The organism is Corynebacterium sp. HMSC035E02, assembly GCF_001836065.1.
GTDB lineage: Bacteria > Actinomycetota > Actinomycetes > Mycobacteriales > Mycobacteriaceae > Corynebacterium > Corynebacterium hiratae.
In genome coordinates this window covers 80,123-98,964 of record NZ_KV827291.1, presented here as the reverse complement: position 1 = coordinate 98,964, position 18,842 = coordinate 80,123, and the positions used below count along the sequence as shown (strand labels likewise).

19 protein-coding genes and 1 tRNA gene are annotated in these 18,842 nt (G+C 59.3%); 9 read left to right on the top strand and 11 right to left on the bottom strand.

Features of this window, described 5'->3' with window-relative positions; translation table 11 throughout:
• Positions 1 to 337: 337 nt before the first annotated feature.
• The 3 genes from HMPREF2635_RS00790 to HMPREF2635_RS00780 all read right to left on the bottom strand — a co-directional run bounded on the left by HMPREF2635_RS00790 (position 338) and on the right by HMPREF2635_RS00780 (position 1,745).
• Positions 338 to 559: a hypothetical protein gene (locus tag HMPREF2635_RS00790; RefSeq protein ID WP_005323143.1), complete on the bottom strand. Its 222-nt coding sequence runs from the start codon at positions 557 to 559 to the stop codon at positions 338 to 340.
• Positions 556 to 840: an ArsR/SmtB family transcription factor gene (locus HMPREF2635_RS00785; RefSeq protein ID WP_230310978.1), complete on the bottom strand. Its 285-nt coding sequence runs from the start codon at positions 838 to 840 to the stop codon at positions 556 to 558. The genes HMPREF2635_RS00790 and HMPREF2635_RS00785 overlap by 4 nt, the downstream gene beginning before the upstream one ends.
• 236 nt (positions 841 to 1,076) lie before the next feature.
• On the bottom strand, positions 1,077 to 1,745 hold the full coding sequence (locus HMPREF2635_RS00780) for a hypothetical protein (protein ID WP_070821093.1): 669 nt from the start codon (positions 1,743 to 1,745) through the stop codon (positions 1,077 to 1,079).
• Between the two features lie 613 nt (positions 1,746 to 2,358).
• Here HMPREF2635_RS00780 and HMPREF2635_RS00775 point away from each other — a divergent pair.
• Entirely contained in the window at positions 2,359 to 3,354 is a 996-nt protein-coding gene (locus HMPREF2635_RS00775) for a tyrosine-type recombinase/integrase (protein WP_070456053.1), read from the top strand.
• A 269-nt stretch (positions 3,355 to 3,623) separates the two neighbouring features.
• On the opposite strand, the gene HMPREF2635_RS12800 is transcribed toward HMPREF2635_RS00775, so the two are convergent.
• Positions 3,624 to 3,935 (bottom strand): helix-turn-helix domain-containing protein, encoded by a 312-nt coding sequence (locus HMPREF2635_RS12800; RefSeq protein WP_080971166.1) that lies wholly within the window; start codon positions 3,933 to 3,935, stop codon positions 3,624 to 3,626.
• 69 nt (positions 3,936 to 4,004) lie between these two features.
• On the opposite strand from HMPREF2635_RS12800, the gene HMPREF2635_RS00770 reads away from it, so the two are divergent.
• Together HMPREF2635_RS00770 and HMPREF2635_RS00765 are read left to right on the top strand one after the other, a co-directional pair.
• On the top strand, positions 4,005 to 4,985 hold the full coding sequence (locus HMPREF2635_RS00770) for a hypothetical protein (protein WP_083299200.1): 981 nt from the start codon (positions 4,005 to 4,007) through the stop codon (positions 4,983 to 4,985).
• Positions 4,986 to 6,752 (top strand): hypothetical protein, encoded by a 1,767-nt coding sequence (locus HMPREF2635_RS00765; RefSeq protein ID WP_070456055.1) that lies wholly within the window; start codon positions 4,986 to 4,988, stop codon positions 6,750 to 6,752.
• A 236-nt stretch (positions 6,753 to 6,988) separates the two neighbouring features.
• On the opposite strand, the gene HMPREF2635_RS00760 is transcribed toward HMPREF2635_RS00765, so the two are convergent.
• The 3 genes from HMPREF2635_RS00760 to HMPREF2635_RS00750 form a co-directional block, all read right to left on the bottom strand.
• A tRNA-Pro gene (locus HMPREF2635_RS00760) sits at positions 6,989 to 7,062 on the bottom strand.
• Positions 7,063 to 7,150: 88 nt separating this feature from the next.
• Positions 7,151 to 7,549 carry a YchJ family protein gene (locus HMPREF2635_RS00755; RefSeq protein WP_070546960.1) on the bottom strand — a complete coding sequence of 133 codons (399 nt, stop codon included), beginning with the start codon at positions 7,547 to 7,549 and terminating at the stop codon, positions 7,151 to 7,153.
• A gap of 7 nt (positions 7,550 to 7,556) precedes the next feature.
• Positions 7,557 to 8,735 carry a bifunctional alpha/beta hydrolase/OsmC family protein gene (locus HMPREF2635_RS00750; RefSeq protein WP_070821092.1) on the bottom strand — a complete coding sequence of 393 codons (1,179 nt, stop codon included), beginning with the start codon at positions 8,733 to 8,735 and terminating at the stop codon, positions 7,557 to 7,559.
• A gap of 96 nt (positions 8,736 to 8,831) precedes the next feature.
• Between HMPREF2635_RS00750 and secA2 the strand changes: the two genes are divergently transcribed.
• From secA2 to HMPREF2635_RS00725, 5 genes are all read left to right on the top strand, one after another.
• Complete coding sequence (gene secA2, locus HMPREF2635_RS00745; RefSeq protein ID WP_070821100.1) at positions 8,832 to 11,123, top strand: accessory Sec system translocase SecA2; 2,292 nt, start codon at positions 8,832 to 8,834, stop codon at positions 11,121 to 11,123.
• 87 nt (positions 11,124 to 11,210) lie between these two features.
• Positions 11,211 to 11,642 (top strand): oxoglutarate dehydrogenase inhibitor Odhl, encoded by a 432-nt coding sequence (gene odhI, locus HMPREF2635_RS00740; protein ID WP_010186533.1) that lies wholly within the window; start codon positions 11,211 to 11,213, stop codon positions 11,640 to 11,642.
• A 118-nt stretch (positions 11,643 to 11,760) separates the two neighbouring features.
• The gene (locus HMPREF2635_RS00735) at positions 11,761 to 12,507 is read left to right on the top strand and encodes a transcriptional regulator FtsR (RefSeq protein ID WP_046649387.1); all 747 of its coding nucleotides are present in this window, start codon (positions 11,761 to 11,763) and stop codon (positions 12,505 to 12,507) included.
• Positions 12,508 to 12,567: 60 nt separating this feature from the next.
• Positions 12,568 to 13,164: a bifunctional nuclease domain-containing protein gene (locus HMPREF2635_RS00730; protein ID WP_070821099.1), complete on the top strand. Its 597-nt coding sequence runs from the start codon at positions 12,568 to 12,570 to the stop codon at positions 13,162 to 13,164.
• A gap of 316 nt (positions 13,165 to 13,480) precedes the next feature.
• The gene (locus HMPREF2635_RS00725; RefSeq protein ID WP_198531403.1) at positions 13,481 to 14,041 is read left to right on the top strand and encodes a MerR family transcriptional regulator; all 561 of its coding nucleotides are present in this window, start codon (positions 13,481 to 13,483) and stop codon (positions 14,039 to 14,041) included.
• 128 nt (positions 14,042 to 14,169) lie between these two features.
• Here the strand turns inward: HMPREF2635_RS00725 and HMPREF2635_RS00720 are convergent, their stop codons facing one another.
• Genes HMPREF2635_RS00720 through HMPREF2635_RS00710 form a run of 3 tightly spaced genes read right to left on the bottom strand, consistent with a single transcriptional unit; the run spans position 14,170 to position 17,227 of the window.
• Positions 14,170 to 15,006 carry a vWA domain-containing protein gene (locus HMPREF2635_RS00720; protein ID WP_070702562.1) on the bottom strand — a complete coding sequence of 279 codons (837 nt, stop codon included), beginning with the start codon at positions 15,004 to 15,006 and terminating at the stop codon, positions 14,170 to 14,172.
• Between the two features lie 56 nt (positions 15,007 to 15,062).
• Positions 15,063 to 15,917, bottom strand: coding sequence for a 3-methyladenine DNA glycosylase (locus HMPREF2635_RS00715; RefSeq protein ID WP_070821091.1), 855 nt, complete (start codon positions 15,915 to 15,917; stop codon positions 15,063 to 15,065).
• A complete protein-coding gene (locus HMPREF2635_RS00710; protein ID WP_070821090.1) occupies positions 15,914 to 17,227 on the bottom strand; it encodes a DEAD/DEAH box helicase in 1,314 nt (437 codons plus the stop codon). The genes HMPREF2635_RS00715 and HMPREF2635_RS00710 overlap by 4 nt, the downstream gene beginning before the upstream one ends.
• A 125-nt stretch (positions 17,228 to 17,352) precedes the next feature.
• On the opposite strand from HMPREF2635_RS00710, the gene HMPREF2635_RS00705 reads away from it, so the two are divergent.
• Positions 17,353 to 18,147, top strand: a complete 795-nt coding sequence (locus HMPREF2635_RS00705) for a hypothetical protein (RefSeq protein WP_239663599.1) — start codon at positions 17,353 to 17,355, stop codon at positions 18,145 to 18,147.
• A gap of 260 nt (positions 18,148 to 18,407) precedes the next feature.
• Here the strand turns inward: HMPREF2635_RS00705 and HMPREF2635_RS13580 are convergent.
• Positions 18,408 to 18,842 (bottom strand): HNH endonuclease signature motif containing protein (locus HMPREF2635_RS13580; RefSeq protein ID WP_246824812.1); only part of this gene is annotated, 435 nt, incomplete at its 5' end.

The following is an 18,842-nucleotide window of genomic DNA, read 5'->3' as shown; positions in this document are numbered from 1 at the left end:
TTTCTGGCCAGCCTAAGAGTCTTTTGCGAAACTACCCACCCACCTGCAACGACCCGAACCACAGCTATGGTTTCCGTCGGTTTCCGTTCCCGGTTCCGTCGGCAGGTGGGCCGGGGCGGTGTCGGAGGTGGGGGCACACCACGTGGTTCGTCCCCAGTCCTAGCCCCTATCCGCGAGAGGGACAGGATAACGCCACGACCGGAGACACACCCCGCCGCCAAAGTCACAAGCAAGTTTATGTTGCTGGAGGTCTACGCGACGTGCTTAGCGCATACGCTGTGACAGCCCATAGCGCGGAGCCAAAACCACCGCGCCCCTTGTTTAAGGAAGAGCCTGATTACTCGGGGATCTCGCTGAGTTGGGCCTCAATCCGATCCAACCGCTCGGTGATGTTGCGTAGATGCTCCACGATGAGTTGGTTGGAACCATCGATCGCCGTCGCCGTTTCGCGTCGTGCGCTGGTGACGGTGCGTACCACCCAGACGGTAAGAGCAACGAAGATCGCGAGTGGTAATGCGGCGGCGAGGATGACAAGAAATACGGTAGCGGTAAGTGTCACGAAGATTCCCTTTTCTGTTCTTGATTAATCAGGTGCCTAATGTGGTCTGGAGTTACTTCAAGCTGAAACGGAGCGACCCAGTAGTGCTTCCTCACTCGGCTCTCTCCGAGCTGTTCCAGGCCACTCTCGATGAGTCCAGCAGCTTCCAAGCGGTTGAGGTGCTGGTAGAGCAGTGGCCGAGACATCCCGAGTCGGCGGGCCAGCTCACTGACATGGGTCGAATCCGTCTCTAGGGAGGCGATAATTCGCAACCGAGGCTCACTTCCAAGAGCACTGAGCATCTGAGCGAGCCGTGCTGCGTCCATCATCCCTCCGTATCGTAATCGAACGATGTCAGGTGTAAGTATATGCTTACAGTCAGCGGTGCGCAAGTTCTGCCGGGTCTGGCGGAGACGCTGCCCGACTTAAGACGTGGCCGGTGTCCCATCACGTCCCCTCTTCACCCTCCCCAAGAAGAAACCCAGCCGCAGCACACACCACAGCTGGGTTCCTTCATGGCTTACAGCGTAGCCAGCAGCTACAGCCGCTCGATGTCTACATCGCCATCGAGAATCCTCGGCTCTACCTCCATGTGGATCCCGCGGTAGGGAAGTAGTGCGCGGATAATGTCGTGGGTGATGTCGATGCCTGGAGATGGTTCGTCCCGCAAAAGGTGGTACAGGCTAGGGCAGTAGTCCACGCCGGGAAACTCGTCCTTTGCTTCGGGAACGCACCCGTCCGGGTCAAAAGTCGTGCAGCGAATGATCAGGTCGTCGTGGACATTATTGGGCAGATTGATGGTGAGTCCTGGTGTGGTGGCAGACATGTCTGCAACCGTGGCCTCGTTTACAGACCGGGTAAGCGGGATTAGGCCGCGGGCGGACTCACCGCCTTGGATGCGGGTGAGTCCCGCACGGTTTCCGTAAGTGTCGGCCAGGGTGACAAACGTGACGCGCACCGGGGCAGTGGCCACCGACATGGAGTTAAACGCGGTGAGGACGTTGATTTCGCGCTCGGTGATAAGCCCCTGCGGGCCTGTGAAGCTAATGACGTGGTTGTAGAGCGCGGCGGTGGACATGGACAAGATGGTGTCGGCCACCTGTTTTCCCTGTTTCAGGGTTTCGGTGACTTGGGCGAGGTCGTCTACCTCAAGCTCGGCGGTGAAGTACTGGCAGTACAGTGGTGTGCTCATGTCGAGTGTGGACATGGTTCGTCCCTTTCCTTTGAGGGTGTGAGCAGTGGAAATGTCAAGTGTCGGGCACGGTAACAGGTAGAAATTTGCGGATACGCAAACTGTCCGCGCGGTGGGTTGCCGATGTGCGAGGTATGGCAACAAGCCGCGTGAGTTAAGACAAAATTGCGGATACGCAATCGCGCTCGACGGTGGTCACGCTAGTCGGTGCGGGGTGTGGTTGAGGCTCCGCGCAGGTCGCGCACGTATCGGTTAGCCACAACCGGGGGCAGCGGATCTACATGTTGTGGTGGACATAGCTGTGGGCCACAAAGCGGGGCCTTGAAGGACTTGGTGGGTAGGATTAAGGCCGTGTCCGAGGCTCGCGCGGGGGTACTAAATATGGCATGTCCCTTTTTTGATCTCCACAACATGATGTGGTGGTTCGTCTGGTAGATGTTTGCGGAACCGCAAACATGCAGGCCATATAAGAAATTCCTGCGAAGTTGGCGGTGTGGGGCCACCTGCTTGCCAGATTGCAGATCGGCAAACAAGACTATGTGTAGCGGAGTGCACTGCGTGGCCTAGCTACGTAGCATCCACTACACCGCCCCATTCCACTGCGATCGTGCCGACGAAGGAAAGGCCCATGTCCAGTAACTACACCACCGCCGACTATGAGGCGATCATCGCCAACTACACACCACACGCCGTGCGCTCTGAGCCGTGGAGCCACGTTGCCGACTTCACCCGCGAGTGCGTGCGCGCACTTAACATCACCCCGGATAACACCAGCCGCGACGCACTGCGCAACACGCTCAACTGCGTGTCCAAGCTCGCCGCCTGGGTCTGGGTGAGCTACGGCGTGGTGACTGTCGAGACCGTCTTCCACCCCGACATCATCGGAAACTACTTCCTTGCCGGAGGTGGTGCAAAGCTCAGCCCGTCCACCGCAGGAACCCAGCGCTCGCTGCTGTGTCGTGTGGCGGAGGTGATCAACGACGACTGGAACCCTGACTACCAGCACCCGATTAGCTACGAGCCAACCCTTGAACCCTACGACTCTTATGCCTGTGACAGGATGTGGGATTGGGCCGAGTCGCAACCCACAGCTGCCCGCCGCCGCAACTTCACTACGGTGCTAGCACTCACGCTTGGTGCGGGCTTGCGCGCAGGAGAAATCTGCACGCTGCGCGGCAAAGACGTGCGTGTTGACGGCGACGGGGTGCTGCTGTTTCCGCACGGCTACCGCGGGGCTGGCCCGCGCGAGGTGCCACTGCTCAAGTCTCATATCGAGGTACTTCAGCCGGTCATTATGGCTACCGGCCCGGAGGACTACCTGTTCAGGCCAGGCCGCGACAACGAGAACGTCAGCCAGCTCTCGGCGTATCTCCGCCGGGTAACACCTAGTACATCGCCGGATATGGTGCCGGATACCCGCAGGCTGCGCAATACGTGGATTATCGACCGCATTGCAGCCGGAGTTCCCGCTGATGTGCTGTGTGCTGCGGCAGGACTGAAGTCCTTGCACCAGTTTGAGGACTACGTGGTCGAGGCCGGAGCTAACCGCCGCCATGCCTACCGGATTCTTTTGGCCGGAGGATCGACTCATGGCACCCCAGGTGGAGGCCTGTACGTGCTGTAGCTCGGCTCACGGAGACTTCCTGAGCTATCCCTAGCGATTGCACATCTGCAAAGTTGGATTGCGGATACGCAAAACTCGTCTCATGGCGCACAGACCGCACCAGGGACGAACCACCCTGTGACCTGCGGGTTTACTCATGGTCTGAGGTAAGAAGGCACCGCCACCTATTTCGTGGTGTAGGTGTGCTCACCTCGTGAGCCATGAACGACACCCATGTAACTCACACCCGCCTTACCAGTGTCGGAAACATGCAGTTTCCAACCCTCGGGTCACTGACTGCCGTATCGGTTGCTGCGATGGCGCGGCCACAAGGGCTTGCCTGTGGTGACCTCGATATTGGCAATGACACGTCCCGTCGGGATCATCTCGCCGCGGATGATTCGGGTGATGGTGGAGGTGGGGATACCGCAGGCCTCGGCCAAGTCTTTGGCACTGGGGTAGCTCCCGTCCAGGGTGAGTTTCTGGACGTTGCGGGCAAAGTCCTGCAATTTCCGCATGACCGGATCGTGGGCCTCGATATGGGCATTAGGCCAGTTGGCGTAACGCCTGACCGGAGCCTCGGCGGGAAGGTCGGAAGCCACGAGACCACTTCCTTTGAACAAGAAGAAAAAGACGAACCACCTAAGTCTAAATACAATGAGGTCTACGCTGTGATCGACACACTGACGACACGCGGATTACTGCCACCTACAACTCCTACCGTTGAGCGCAACCGCAAGCGCGTGCTCGCCACGTACTTTTGCTACATGCGCGACCGCTGGTACGACGACATCTCCGTGGACGGCTGTATCTACCTGCTGCGCGATGGCGGAAAGATCCGCACCTATTTACAAGCCCGTACAGCGGATTTATCCAAATCCAGCCTCAATGCCACCCGCCGCATCCTCAACCGCTGCGCAAGCCATGTCATTGGCCAAGAAGGCGCGCTGGAGTGGGCAGAAGAATTACCGGAGGTCTTTTACCCGGCAGCTACGGCTCCGCGCCGCGCCTACAACGCCAGCGAACTTATCCGAATCGACGACTGGGTTCACTCCCGCCCCCGCCGCGAGTCGCGGCGCGTGGCCTGCATCATCGTGTCACTGGCTTTAGGTGCTGGCATGTCCACCGAGGAAATCTATCACTGCCGTTATGGCGACTTCACCGACTTTGGCACAGTGCTGGCGGTTCATGCACGCGGTGGTCGTGGGCTAAAGCCGCGTACCGTTCCGCTGACTGCACCTTTCGACGACCTCATGCGCCAAGTGCTGCATGGCGTGGGCGACGACCGTAGAGACGAACCACTGGTAAAACCCAACTCGGCGCGCCGCCGCAACGATGCCACAGGCCCACACCTGATTGCTGACTTCATCCACAAGACCAGCCAGAACCCATCGAGTACCGGCCTTGCCCCGACACTGCCCAGGCTGCGCTATACCTGGATCGCTACTCATGCCGCCGAGCGCGTGGACTTTAACCATCTGGTCTATGCCACCGGAAGCATCCAGCCCTTCCAGGACACGTTTCACCACATGATCGTTGAATCTGGCGCGCTCACCGAGACCGAATACCGTGAGTGGATCAGCGGCAACAGGGACGAACCAGACTACCCGCCGCTTCGAGTCGTCGAACCGAGAGCAGGAGGCGAAGTCTAGGTGGCCCACTTCAACACCACACCCACCCCGCTGCTTCGCCTGGATGGAGCCAGCGTTTCCTGGGCATTGACCATCATCGACCGCACCGACATCTGCCACCATCTTGACACCTGGAGGCGAGTAGACGGCTACGACCCCGCCAAAGGAGGCAGGCCTAAATCCGTTAACGACCGCACCATCCTTGCGCTCTACCTGATTCTGGCGCGTTCTGGTCAACCCATGCATTTGACCACCATGACGACGCTCCTGGCCTCGCCTGATACGACAGACAAGGCTTTAGAACTCCTTAACCTGCCCAGCCGCGATAAGGCACGACGGGTAGGTGACTTTTACGCAACCCAGCACAGCAACTGGTACTACCGCCTGTGGCGTGCGCTGCACAGCTTCCTTGATGTCGTTGACCCATTCGACAACATCCCGCACCGCGCCAGGCTTACCCGTGCTGAATTCAACCGGCTGATGGACGAACAAGACCCTGAGCGCCGCGAGGAAAAATGGCAGCGCGCCACCTACGTGTTCAATGAGCTAGTTATGGCAAGTACCGAGGACATGCCCGAAGAATACCGAGCCAACTGGCAGGGAGACCTCACCCTAGACGGAACACTTATTCCAGGCGTGCGCCGTGGCAACAACCGATGGACGAACCGACCGGACGATCTCATGTCCTCCGAGCCGGAGGCAGGCTGGTACTCCCGTGACGAGCGACAAGAAACACATGGCGAATCAAACCGAAAGCGAAACGCCAAGCATGTGTGGGGTTGGGAGGCCACACTTGTTGCCGGAGTCATCCGCGACCAAGGCCCATATGCACAGCCACACCTGATTATGGGCATGGCCTTCGACCGGCCCAGCCACAACCCTGCGATCCGTGGGTTGGAAGCCATGCGGCATTTAACGGATGATCCTGAGACACCTAAGGGCACAGTGGTGGGCGATCGTGCTTACTTCGCGGTGGCTAAGACCAAAGACTTCCATGAACCACTGCGCAAACTCGGCTATACCCTGGTGGGAGACTACAGAACCAATCAGCTGGGAAAGCGCGGATCCTATGAAACCATGGGGTTAGTTGAAGGCCACTGGTATTGTCCTGCCATGCCGAAACCTCTGGTGGAAGCCACCGAAGACTTCTATGCCGGACGTATTGATGAGGCCACCTACAACCAGCGGATCAACGAGCGCCGCGCCTTTGCCATGCGGAGAAAAGGCAAGAAGCTCTCCGGTGAGAGCCAGATGTTTATGTGTCCGGGACGAGGTAAAGGAAAGACACTGGCATGTCCCTTGGTGGAAAAGAGTCAGCGCCAGGACGCGAGAGACAGAGGACTACCCTCCATCTCCGGGCCAAATCTATCTACCGCGCGCAAGGCAAAAGGAAAGTGCTGTACCAATAAGGTCTCGGTAACCATCCCGAATAAGGAGGGAATGCGCTACCGCCAAACTGGCCCTGCTTTTAAGACACCGGAATGGAAGAAGGTGTATGGCACGTGGCGCAATGTGATTGAAACCCGCAACGACTATGTAAAGAACAATCGTGGTGGTGCTGCTATTGGTGACCATACGAGAAGACCTGTACGCGGTTTTGCTGCGGCCTTCTTCTATACAGCTCTTGGTGTGGTCGCGGCCAATGTATCTATGATTCGGCGTTTTCTTGGCCGGGTGGATCGGGATGAAAAGACTCCGCCTCCTGACTCTGGTAAACCTGTACCGCCGCGCGATCCGGCGCGCGAGAAGGCAAGCCCGAACGCGCCGCCTGCGCGCGAGGCCGCTTAAGACCAACTGAATACTTTTATCCATCTAGCTCGGAAAACCGATATGGGGTTCCGGGCTAGAAGTTCCGGGCTAGAAGTCGTTTTAGAGGGGACGAACCATGTTGTGTTCCTTATTAGTCAACGACTGGAACAGAGCGAAAACGACTAAACCCACCGCGGTGAAGCGGTGGGTTTAGCTATGCGGAGCAGTTTCGCAAATGATTTAAGCTAGATTCGCAAAACCGTCCCTAAATTTTGTCGGACTAACAGGATTTGAACCTGCGACCCCTACACCCCCAGTGTAGTGCGCTACCAAACTGCGCCATAGTCCGCCGCCGCACCATTAGGTGCAACTGCTACAGATTACACCAAGGGTATTCGCCACAACAAATCCCAGTCCACCCCTTGTTTTAGCGGCAGCTAAAACTCTCCGGCGGAATAGACCCACTGCCCGCCTTGGCGGCGAAAAGAGGAGCGCTCACGTTGAGAGCCCTTGGCAGATCCCTTATAGAAAGCCTCGAATTCCACGATTCCGGTCTGGTCCAAGGGGCCACCCGCGACGGTGTCGATAATGTCGAGGCGGTAAAAGCGAATGCCGGTTTCGGCGAGGTCGAGGCGTTCCGGGCGAGTCTCGGGGTCCCAAGTGCGCAGCAAATAGTCCTCGTCGCCGGTGACGAAAGCGCTGAAACGCGAGCGCATTAGGGCCTCCGCTGAGGGGGCGGGTGTGCCGGCATGGTAGCGCGAGCAGCACTCGCCGAAGCTTAGGCCAGTACCGCAGGGGCAGCGGGCGCCAGGGTCAAGTGGGTTTAGAACAACCATGGGCGGCTTATTCTGCAGTGGTTGCCACGGTGGTGGCGATGTCCACAGCGAGGAGGGAATCGATGGTGGTGGAAGCGGCGGCGTCGGCAAGCGCGCGTTGTTGATCGGCGCTCAGAAAGCCAGGAAGCGTCACCGTACGTGTGAAACGAGATTCGGATTCTTGGTTAACCCTGACAGATACCGCTTCGAGCACCTTCGCGTCGATTTTCTGCGCCTTGCCTGCTTCTTTGATGGCCTGAGTGCTTGCCGTAGCTACGGCGGACATAAGAAGGCCTTCCGCGGTGAAACCTTGGCCTTTGCCGCCGTTCTTTTTCGTGCGGTCAGCGCTCACCGATCGGTCATTGTGGCGCACGACGACGCCCATCCTGGTTCCAACTGCCGGAGTTGCAAGCGCGGAGTCCTCAGCAACTGGGGTGGGAATGTTCTCCGGAACAATAAACTGCTCCGCCCAAGCCCCGATGAGGTCGGCGGCACGGGCTGCCGCGCCCTGCTTAGTCACCAGGTGATCGGCCTTATCCAAGGCGACGAGGGACTTGGGATAGCGCGTGGTCCGGAAAATATTTTGTGCGTTATCAATGCCCACCGTTTGATCAATGGGGGAATGCAGCACCATGAGGGGCTTGCGCAGGCGCGGAAGATAGTCCTCCGGGTTGGTCTCAGCAAGGTCTTCGAGGAAGAGGCGCGAAATGGTCAGCGCCCGGCCGCCAAGGGTGACCTCGACTTCACCGTTGGCGTCGACCTCGCCGATCTTGTCGGCGTAGTGCAGCACGGAGTGTGCAGGATCGAAGGGGGCGCCGATGGTGGCCACAGCCTTGAGGGAGCGAATGTTGTTGGCCGCGGCCAGAGCGGCAGCCCCGCCCAGTGAATGGCCCATGAGTAGCTGTGGTGCGGAATAGTTGTGTGCTAGCCAGTCGGCAGCAGCCTGGATATCGGCAACATTCTGGCTAAAGCAGGTGTCCGCGAAATTTCCTTCGGATTGGCCTAGGCCAGGAAAATCAAAGCGTAGGGTAGCGATGTCAAAGTTAGTCAGCTGCTTGCTCACACGAGCGGCGCCGGGGGTATGGCGCGAACCGGCAAAGCAGTGCGCGAAGATGGCGAAGGCTTGCGGAGGGGAGTCAGGGAAGTCGATGGTTCCGGCCATCGCGGTACCGGTGCTGGAGGGGAGCGACACGTTCACGGATTGCATGTCCGTAAGGATATAAGGGCGAACGCACGCTTGCGAACCGGGGTTGACTAGAGTCGATAGAAGACCTGTATGACGCACAAGGATGGAGGAGTGCTCATGGGCGCATTCGATTGGTTCTGGAAGGCAATGGGCGCGCAGTCCGAACGCAACAACAAGAAGTCGAAAGCCGTTGTGACGGCCGCAGATTCCGCGGTGGAGGATATCGCGAACCTGTCGGATGCTGACGTTGCCGCCACTGCGCGCGCTTGCGTGAAAGACGGGGGAATTGCAGATAAGTCTCGTTTCCTCGCGGCATTGGCCGTGGCGAGCGAACGCAAGCTTGGCATGCGCCCGTTTACTGTCCAGTCCCAGGCTGTGCTCCGACTTTTAGAAGGAGACGTCATCCAAATGGCCACCGGCGAGGGAAAGACGCTGGTGGGTGCCATGGCTGCGACTGGTTTCGCGCTCACCGGCAAGCGCGTGCACCTGGTGACGGTTAATAATTATCTAGCGGCGCGTGACGCCGAATGGATGCGCCCACTCGTGGAGTTCTTTGGACTCACGGTGGCTTCCGTGACGGAGAAAATGGGGCCGGAAGAGCGACGCGGAGCTTACCTTTCCGACATCATTTATGCGCCGGTTAATGAGCTCGGTTTCGATGTGCTACGGGATAACCAGATCACCTCCCGGGAGCAGACGGTGCAGGCGCGCGCGGACGTGGCGTTGGTAGATGAGGCGGACTCTGTGCTTGTCGACGAAGCCCTCGTCCCCCTCGTCCTCGCCGGAAATCGCCCCGGTGAGGAATCTACGGGCCACATCACCAACGTGGTCTCGCGTTTGCGCGAGGAGCAGGACTATGTCATTGCAGAGGACGGCCGCACGGTGGCGCTCACCGATGATGGTGCGGCGCGAGTCGAGCGGGAATTGGGTATTGACTCGCTGTATTCGGAAGAGAATATCGGCTCCGTACTGGTGAAGGTCAACCTGGCGCTACACGCGAAGGCGCTGCTCATCCGTGACATTCACTACATCATCACGGACGGAAAGCTGCAGCTTATCGACGCCTCCCGCGGCCGCGTGGCCGAGCTACAACGCTGGCCGGACGGACTCCAGGCGGCGGTGGAGGCCAAGGAAGGCCTGGAGGTATCAGAAGGTGGGCGCATCCTCGACACCATTACGCTGCAGGAGCTCATGCGTCGCTACCCCTTGGTCTGTGGCATGACGGGCACCGCGGTGGAGGCCACCGACCAGTTGCGACAGTTTTATGACCTGCACGTCTCGGTCATCGACCGCAACAAGGAACTGCAGCGCTTCGACGAAGCTGACCGCATCTACGCGTCTGTGGATGAAAAATCGCGCGCCATCGTCAACGAGATCGTTGCGATCAACAGCACGGGTCAGCCGGTCCTCGTGGGTACCCACGATGTCGCGGAATCCGAGGACCTCGCTGCAGCTTTGCGCGAACGTGGCATTACTGTCAACGTCCTCAACGCTAAGAACGACGAGGACGAAGCACGCATCGTCGCGGAGGCAGGCGACGTGGGGCGCGTGACGGTCTCCACGCAGATGGCGGGCCGCGGCACCGATATCAAGCTGGGCGGCGCGGACGAAGCTGACCGCGACGCGGTCGTCGAGAAGGGCGGTTTGGCAGTACTTGGCACCTCCCGGCACCGTTCCTCGCGGTTGGACAACCAGCTGCGCGGCCGTGCGGGCCGACAGGGAGATCCGGGCATGTCGCTCTTCTTCGTCTCCTTGGAGGACGACGTAGTTCAGCAGGGTGGGGAAGATGAGTCCCTTTCGGCGCGTCCAGACGCCGATGGCCTCATTGAATCCAAGCGTGTTCGGGACTTCATCGCACATTGTCAGCGGGTGACGGAAGGCCAGTTGCTGGAGATTCACGCGCAGACGTGGAAGTACAACCAGCTGCTGGCGGATCAGCGCATCATTATCGATGAGCGCCGTGCCAAGTTGCTCGATACAGACCAGGCCTGGCAGGAGCTCGCTGAGCGAGCGCCCGATCGCGCCGCCGAGCTAAGCGACGTCCCCGTGGATGCCCGTGAGCGCGCCGCCCGCGAGATCATGCTCTACCACCTCGACTTAGCGTGGGCCGACCACCTAGAGTTGATGGATGACGTTCGTGAATCCATCCACTTGCGCGCCATCGCCCGCGAGACCCCCATCGATGAATACCACCGCATCGCCGTACGCGAATTCAAGGATTTGGCGCAGCGCGCGGTTGATGATGCCGTCGATACTTTTAAGACCGTGCTTATTGATGTCGATGGTGCTCACCTAGAGGATCATGGACTGTCCCGCCCGAGTGCTACCTGGACTTATATGGTTTCCGATAATCCATTGTCTGGCGGGGGAAATTCCGTGCTCAAGGGCATAGGAAACATTTTCCGCTAATGTAAATGCGCCAGAGGTGACTCGCGCGGACAGCGGAGTCGCTAATATGGAATGAGTCAACATCGATCCGACCCTTCGGAGGTAAAAATGAGCGAGAATACCGGAACGCCGGAACCGCAGGCAGAGACTACTTCTGTCTTCCGCGCTGATCTTCTCAAGGAGATGGAAAACGGCACCGCGGCGGGTTCTGACGCCTCCGTTGCCGGCGCTGAGAACCTGGCTGAAGGCCAGGCCCTGCTCGTCGTGAAGCGAGGCCCGAATGCCGGCGCGCGCTTCTTGCTTGATCAGCCGACCACCACCGCCGGCCGCCACCCGGAAGCAGATATCTTCCTCGATGACGTCACCGTCTCCCGCCGCCACGCAGAATTCCGCGCCAAGGACGGCCAGTTCGAGGTCGTGGACGTCGGATCGCTCAATGGCACCTACGTCAATCGCGAGCCGCGCAATGCGCAGGTACTGGAAGTAGGCGACGAAATCCAGATTGGTAAGTTCCGCCTCGTCTTCATCGCCCCTAAATAGGGCAGTACCCGTCAGCAAGGACGAAGCGGGGGTACGAGGGGAGCAGCCGGTCTTGCTTCCTCACTGTGCCTGCCCTTTGTCAAAGTGAATCCGCGTAGAAAGCAGTAGTAGTCCCATCGTGAGCGCTCAGAAGTCCACCGCAGCTGCAGCAACAGCATCTTCGGCGGCCAAGAAGACCAAGCAAAAGCCCATGTCTATTGGCGTAACGCTGAAGCACGTGCAGAAGCAGTTCCCGGACGTGACGGTGTCGAAGATTCGCTTTTTGGAATCTGAGGGTCTGATTACTCCGGAACGCACCGCGAAGGGCTACCGTCGCTACTACCAGAAGGATCTTGACCGCCTGCGCTACATTCTGACCGCGCAGCGCGATCACTACACGCCGCTCAAGGTTATTCGTGAGCAGCTGGAGGCGATGGATTCGGGGCAAGTCACCGCCATTGTCTCCTCCCAGGCTGAGGCACTGATCAGTGCCGAGCAGCTGCGAGCACCAGTGGTGACCAGGCTTACCGACGCCGACGTGGCCGACCAAGCCGGGACCACGCAGGAAAACATTGCGGAGCTGGTCTCGGTGGGGCTCATTAAGCCGGATCCGGCGGGATTCTTTGACACGGATGACGTGTCTATCGTGTCGGCGGCTGTCGCCTTAGAGTCCTTCGGCTTTGAGGCACGGCAATTGAAGTCGCTGCGCAATGCCGCCCGCCGGCAGGCAGACATGATTTCGCAGGTGGCTTCACCGGTGGCGCATTCGAAATCTGATACGGCCCCGCAGCAGGCAGAAGAGCTCTCGCAGCAGATGGCGGCGCTTGTTCTGTCCCTTCATGGAACGCTGGTCAAGACTGAGCTGCGGGACGAGTTCCGCCCTTAGCGGATTAGAGGCTGCTCTGTTAATCGCCACGCGTGAGGAAAGTGTGGAAAAGTGGGTGCCATGACTGCAGAAGTATTGAAATTTTTAGGAATCCACCCCGTCGGCCCCGAGAACAACCTGTGCGCCCTCTTTTACTGGGAAGAAGCAGACCGGCACGTACCTGTGTGGGTCTCGCCCATTGATGGAGCCCGCGTTCTCCAGGTGCTGGAGCGCCATTACAACGCGCGGCCTAGTACCTATGAACTCCTGATTGCCTTCGCCGACCAGCTTGATGGGATCGAGCATATTTGTGTCTCCGAGTACCACAAGGGCGCTTTCATGGTCGACGTGGTCGACGGAACAGGTGAGGAGCACGACGCCCGCATCTGTGACGCCCTCGTCCTAGCAGATCACTACGGGGTGCCCATCCGGTTTGAGAAGGAGGTGCTCGAGGAAGTCGCTGTTTACATTAGCGATGAAGACCTTAAGGAGTACTACGGTCTCGAGCGCGAGGCTAAGTCCCCAGAGACCTTCCCGGAGAAGAGGTCGCGCGATTTTCAAGAGATGGCGGCCCGGCAGAAAGCTCAGGAAGACGATGACTTTGAGCAGATGATGCGTGATTCCGGCATTTCCGAAGAAGATTTGCTTGGGGGCGACTCGCCGGAAGATGAAGACTAAGGCCCGCGCATCCAGCTGAGCTTCGTACGTAGAAAGGTAGCGGTCGGCTCGGCATACTTGCCAGCACAACAGACTAAACACAGCGGCTCCGTTTCTGGGTGCCTCTTTTTCTTGTCATCAGCAATTTTTTTAATGACACGCGTGTGACTAATGATGACAAAGTGACCAAAGAAGTCTAAAGTTCTACTAGAGGTTTACGAAGGGCGACCCTTGACGTGGTCGCTGACGTGGCCTTTAATAGAAAAATAGAACTCCCCTCAAACATCACTGGAGTAATTACGTGAGCAGTAAAAACAACCGCACCGAGTCCCGCGCCCTGCCGCTCGATGACGCCGCATCGAACGGCTACGTCCAGGAATCCCTCTTCGACGTCGGACCGGACGAGGAGCTGGGTTACCGCGTGCCCATCGCGTGTCAGGTAGCCGGCATTACCTACCGTCAGCTGGATTACTGGGCACGCACCGACCTGGTCAAGCCCTCTATCCGCACCGCGCGTGGTTCTGGCTCCCAGCGTCTGTACTCTTTTAAGGACGTATTGGTGCTCAAGATTGTCAAGCGCCTTCTGGACACCGGTATTTCTCTGCAGAACATCCGCCTCGCCGTGGAATCCCTGCGGGATCGCGGCGTTAATGACTTGGCGGAGCTCACGCTTGTCTCCGACGGCACCACGGTCTATGAGTGCCGGTCCAACGATGAAGTCATCGACCTCCTCGCCGGAGGCCAAGGCGTATTCGGTATCGCCGTACCTGGCATCCTTAAGGAGCTCTCCGGCACCATCACGTCCTTCCCGGCCGAGCGCGTCGTGGAGGAAGAAGAGACTGACATCGTTATTGGCCTCGACGAGCTCGCTGCTCGCCGTAAGCGCAGGAGCTCTTAAACTCGCGCCACTCGCCGCCGCGTCTTTCCTGCACTGCTGCTCACGTCAGTGCCCTGGGGGAAAGATGCGGCGGCTTTCTGCGCTCTGGGAGTGCACCCCGCGGACTCGCTTTGCACGAGAGCCCGCGTCTAGCGTGCGCCGACTGCGGCCGAGATGGCCGTTGCATTGTCTTGGGCATCGGATGGATCTGCGACCGTGCTGTAGGAATCAGCCAGCTTTTCGAGTTCAGCATCCTTCTCGCCGTTACCCACGTGCACCACGCTCAAGCTCACTCCTTCGCCGCGGGCATTCTTTACGGCCTCGGCGAAGGCAGCATCATCCATATCTTGCTGCGTGCCGGTGGTTACGAGCACAACGCGTGTGTCCTTGCCGCTTTCAGCCACCTGGTCGGTTGCGTTATCCAGTGCGGCTACCACAGCACTGCGGGTTTGCGGAACGCCACCCGTGCCAAACATACCTACGGCATAGGCAACGTTATCGGTATCCCCATACGACACGTTTTGGCGGTAACCCACGGTTGCCGAGGCGGAAAGAGGGGAGGAGTAGTTCCAGAGGCCCACCTGGCTTCCCTCCGCGCCGGCCGCCGACGCCGCCTCAGCCACACCCTGGCTTACCGCATCGAAATAGGGCGTGAGGTTCTCGGACGTATCGAGGAGGAACAACGTATTCGGCGCAACCTTTGCCTCTGCGGCCTTTTCCTCCGAGCTGGGGGCGGCCGACGTCGATTCGGTGTCCTTCGCCGTTTCCGACGACGCAGGCGCGGCCGACGTTGTCGCCTGTGCAGTAGAGGTCTCCTCCGTCTTAGCTGTAGTTGATTCTGCCGCCACCGTTTCACCGGAATCGGAATCGTTTCCGCGGAAGAGGAAGAATCCTCCGATAACCAGCGCCAGCACCGCTAAAACGGCCACGATGATGACCCACGGTGCAAATGCGTAGTTATTCTTTCCATCCGAGTGCCGGGCCATCTCTTTCCTTCCGCGCTGGTTTCGCGGGGCGGCACAGCGCGCCCCGTCGGGTCACATCAATGGTTCCTCATTGTAGCGGGCAGTGCGGCGCGAATTTGGGAGACAAGCCGCGCGCGCAGGGGCTCGGCGGCGTCGGCAAGCGCGCGTTGGCGACGCACGTACTCGGACTTTCCTTCCGCCGTTTCGATGGGGACGACCCCAAAGCCCCACTCTCGGCAATCGTAGGGTGACGCTTCCATATCAAGTGTGCGTGCTGCCACGGCTAGCCGGAAGGTGTCGAGGAACAACTCACCCGGCACCAATGGCCCCAATTTCCACGCCCATTTATACAAATCCATAGTCGCATGGACGCAGCCAGCCTGGTAGTTCTCCGGTTGCCCCTCGCGAGTCAGCACCGTGAGGTTGAGCGGGCGCGCGGGCTCAGTGAAGAAGCGGAAGGCATCGTAATGCGTGCACTTGATGCGGTGCCTATCGACGACCTCATTCGTCCCTTCCGCCCCTAACCGCAGCGGCAAGTCATGGCGAGGAGAATCGGTGTGGTAGACCATGGCCCATTCGTGCAGGCCAAAGCAATCGAATTGGGTGGGGTTATGCGTGGTCTTTTCTAGCAGATTCAGGATGTAACGAACGGTGCTACCGCGGCGTGCGAGGAAGGCCTCAGTGTCCACCGTGACGCCCTCATCAGTGCGGTGGTAGTAGTTCCACTGAGCATGTGGGACCTCGCCGGCCAGAGTCACACCCACGCCTGGGTGCCAACGCCGCAGGTGTGACGGGCGGACAGGGTAGTACTCGAAAAGGAAGTCGTAGACAGGGTGATACGAGCCCGGGTGGCGGTAGCGTGCGAGATACTCGTTAGCCGACTCCTCATGTATGGTCATCCGGGTTTGCCAGGTTTGAGGCTGGAGAATCATCGCTGACCTGCGTTGCCCCGTCGGCGGCGCTGGTTACGGCTACCCGATCGCCGACGCGCAGGCTGCCTTTCGGACTGACTCTGTGGCTTCTTTTTCGATGGTTGCTGGTGTGGTGGGCCGAGCGGTTCGCCCTTGGGCTTGCGAGCTCCCGTCATCTGGGCGAGCTCGGGGCTGCTGGCTGGGTTGGCGCGGTCACTGATGTCGAGGTCGGTGTGTGCAACGCCCGCCTTCGCGATGAGCTTTGCCACCTCATCGCGTTGCTCGTCGGTGACGAGCGTGACTACGGTGCCGGAGTCGCCCCCGCGTGCAGTACGGCCAGAGCGGTGTAGATAGGCCTTGTGCTCAGCTGGCGGATCGACGTGGACGACCAGGGAGACGTCGGCAATGTCGATACCGCGGGCAGCGATATCGGTGGCGACGAGTACCGGAACGCTGCCGTCGGCAAAGCCCTCAATGGCCTTGGTACGTGAGCTCTGGCCCTTATCGCCGTGCAGGGGCAACGCGTTGATTCCGACGCGGCGCAGCTTTTTGGCCTGCCTGTCGACGCCATGCTTGGTACGCATAAACATGATGGTCTTGCCCTTGCGTGCGCCGAGGCGAAGAACGACGTCATTGCGGGCCCCGCGGGTGCCGATGAAAATAAGGTGGTGTTCCATCGTGTCGACGGCTGCCTCGACGGGGGCGGTGGAGTGGGTGACGGGATCGTGCATGAACTGGTTGACCAGCTTGTTGACTTCGCCGTCGAGGGTGGCGGAGAAGAGCAAACGTTGACCATCGACCGGCGTGAGCTTGAGCAGCTTGCGTACCTGGGGGAGGAAACCCATGTCCGCCATCTGGTCCGCCTCGTCGAGGGCGGTGATAGTGACGTGGTCGAAGAAGAGCTTGCCCTGGTCGATGAGGTCCTGGGCGCGTCCCGGTGTGGCAACGAGCAGGTCAACCGGGCGGGCGAGCGAGCGAATGTGGTTGTTTATGTTGACACCCCCGACGACTGCCAGTACCCGCAGTCCCAATGCTGCCGCGGGTTCGTCTAAGCGCTGCTGGATCTGGGTTGCCAGCTCACGCGTCGGTGCTAGAACCAGCCCGCGCGGGTGGGCCGGGCGCGACACCCCGGACTTCGCCAATCGGGCCAGCATAGGGAGACCAAACGTAAACGTTTTTCCCGAGCCTGTGGGGCCACGGCCGAGGACGTCCTTGCCAGCGAGGGCGTCGGGAATAGCGGCTTCTTGGATAGGGAAGGGGGTTGTGATGCCCTGTTTGTCTAGGATACGAACAACATCGCGGGGGAGGCCGAGTTCGGCGAAAGTAGTCATCGGGTAAAAAGTCTAGTGCTCCGGCCTGCCAGACCGAAAAGCATCACAGCTACCGGTGGGGATTAGGCCTCGCATCCTGCATTTTTAGGGTTTGTGTGACGTGGTTCTCTGTTAAATTGAGCGACATGACGAATCCATTCGACAACTCTCAATCTCAGTCTCCTCCCCGCGGATTTGGCCAGAACCCGCACCACGTTCAACGTGGGCACAACCACGCGCCTCACGGTTTTAATGGGCAAGGCCAGGGGGTGCCGCAACCGCCGCAGAAGAAGCCCGGTTCGAAGAAAATGGTGTGGATTGTTCTAGCAATTATCCTCGGTCTTATTCTGGTTACAGGGCTCGCTCTTGTGGCGGCATTTTCGGCGTTTAAAGACTTTGCTGCTGGAGTGGAAGATGGGCCAGGAGAGGTCGCTGCCTCTGATTCCGGTTATTGGGAGCACACGATTGACATCGATGATGTTGACGCTATCCGAGAGTCCGCGGTGCCGGCGTCTGTTCCTACACCTCTGGCTGAGCTGACGTCCGAGTGCTACGAAGATACGTCCTATTTCGGTGAGTCAGCAGATCAGGGCTACGACGCGCAGTGGGTCCCGACCATTTCCTGCCTCTATGGGGCCGACGGTGAGCTTGTCGCTCAGTACACCGAGAATCAGGGAGCCATCCGCGACGCGGAGCGCGTGGGGCTGCAGGAGTCCGTTGTGGATTACACGTCCGCTCGCGGTTCCCAGATCGCAATTTTTGGACAGGATGAGGAATTCGTCATGGTGGAAGTACTCGAGAATCGTAACGCGGTCATCGAGTACGTGATGGGTGGGTACGACCCGGACGAGGTGGTGACCAACTACGTCGACCTTGCCAGCTATCTGGTACACGCGGGGATCCTCGACGAGACGCCGGGGCCACCGCCAGTCGACGCCTAGTGGTAAACCTATGCTTGACGACGTCCCCGCCCCACACTCACCCAGAATCGCCATGGGGCAGCGCGGCGTCGTTTGGATTCGCACTCATAACTGAAGCCGGTAAGAATCGCTAGAGCGTAGGATGACGCGCATTGGGCGGCTGTCGTTGTGCGGGATCGCCGATATCCCCGCCAGCATGGCTTTGTCTAACGGGTTTTCTTTCTATTGGGAGCGCTTTTCTTGCAGGTTACCGCCGCTTTTCTGTGTGTGGTGGTTGGGTGCTAGCTGCTGTCGGGTGGTGGGTCTGGTGGTCGTTCTGCTTCTCGTTCGGCGGTGAGTCTGGCTAGTGCTTCTTGGTATTCCGGCATTGCGGTAATCGGTGCACCCCACGGTGGGATGAAGCTAACCCCGGTATTAAGCCGGTACATGTAGCCGCGCCCAGTAGGCCTTTGTGGGTCATCGTCGTTGATGCCGTTGTGGTAGGCGCACAGGAAGGTGAGGTTTTTAATGTTGGTGTAGCCACCCGCCTGCCACGGCACTAAATGATGGACTTGGCAGTAATCAGCTGGTTTATTACAGCCTGGTCTTGAGCAGGTGTGGAATTCCGCGTGGAGGGTCAGGCGCTGGTTGAGGTTTGCTCCGCGCTCGAGCCGCCAGGTGTTGATGGGTCCTTCGACAGGGTGGATGATGGTGGCGTAGCCGATTTCGGCAAACTT

Bases quoted from the DNA above. Each gene is read 5' to 3' on its own strand.
- HMPREF2635_RS00775 (WP_070456053.1), top strand. From the start codon at position 2,359: ATGTCCAGTAACTACACCACCGCCGACTATGAGGCGATCATCGCCAAC.
- HMPREF2635_RS00710 (WP_070821090.1), bottom strand. From the start codon at position 17,227: ATGACTACTTTCGCCGAACTCGGCCTCCCCCGCGATGTTGTTCGTATC.
- HMPREF2635_RS00755 (WP_070546960.1), bottom strand. From the start codon at position 7,549: ATGGTTGTTCTAAACCCACTTGACCCTGGCGCCCGCTGCCCCTGCGGT.
- HMPREF2635_RS00750 (WP_070821092.1), bottom strand. From the start codon at position 8,735: ATGCAATCCGTGAACGTGTCGCTCCCCTCCAGCACCGGTACCGCGATG.
- secA2 (WP_070821100.1), top strand. From the start codon at position 8,832: ATGGGCGCATTCGATTGGTTCTGGAAGGCAATGGGCGCGCAGTCCGAA.
- HMPREF2635_RS00715 (WP_070821091.1), bottom strand. From the start codon at position 15,917: ATGATTCTCCAGCCTCAAACCTGGCAAACCCGGATGACCATACATGAG.
- HMPREF2635_RS00730 (WP_070821099.1), top strand. From the start codon at position 12,568: ATGACTGCAGAAGTATTGAAATTTTTAGGAATCCACCCCGTCGGCCCC.
- odhI (WP_010186533.1), top strand. From the start codon at position 11,211: ATGAGCGAGAATACCGGAACGCCGGAACCGCAGGCAGAGACTACTTCT.
- HMPREF2635_RS00785 (WP_230310978.1), bottom strand. From the start codon at position 840: ATGCTCAGTGCTCTTGGAAGTGAGCCTCGGTTGCGAATTATCGCCTCC.
- HMPREF2635_RS00720 (WP_070702562.1), bottom strand. From the start codon at position 15,006: ATGGCCCGGCACTCGGATGGAAAGAATAACTACGCATTTGCACCGTGG.
- HMPREF2635_RS00705 (WP_239663599.1), top strand. From the start codon at position 17,353: ATGACGAATCCATTCGACAACTCTCAATCTCAGTCTCCTCCCCGCGGA.
- HMPREF2635_RS00780 (WP_070821093.1), bottom strand. From the start codon at position 1,745: ATGTCCACACTCGACATGAGCACACCACTGTACTGCCAGTACTTCACC.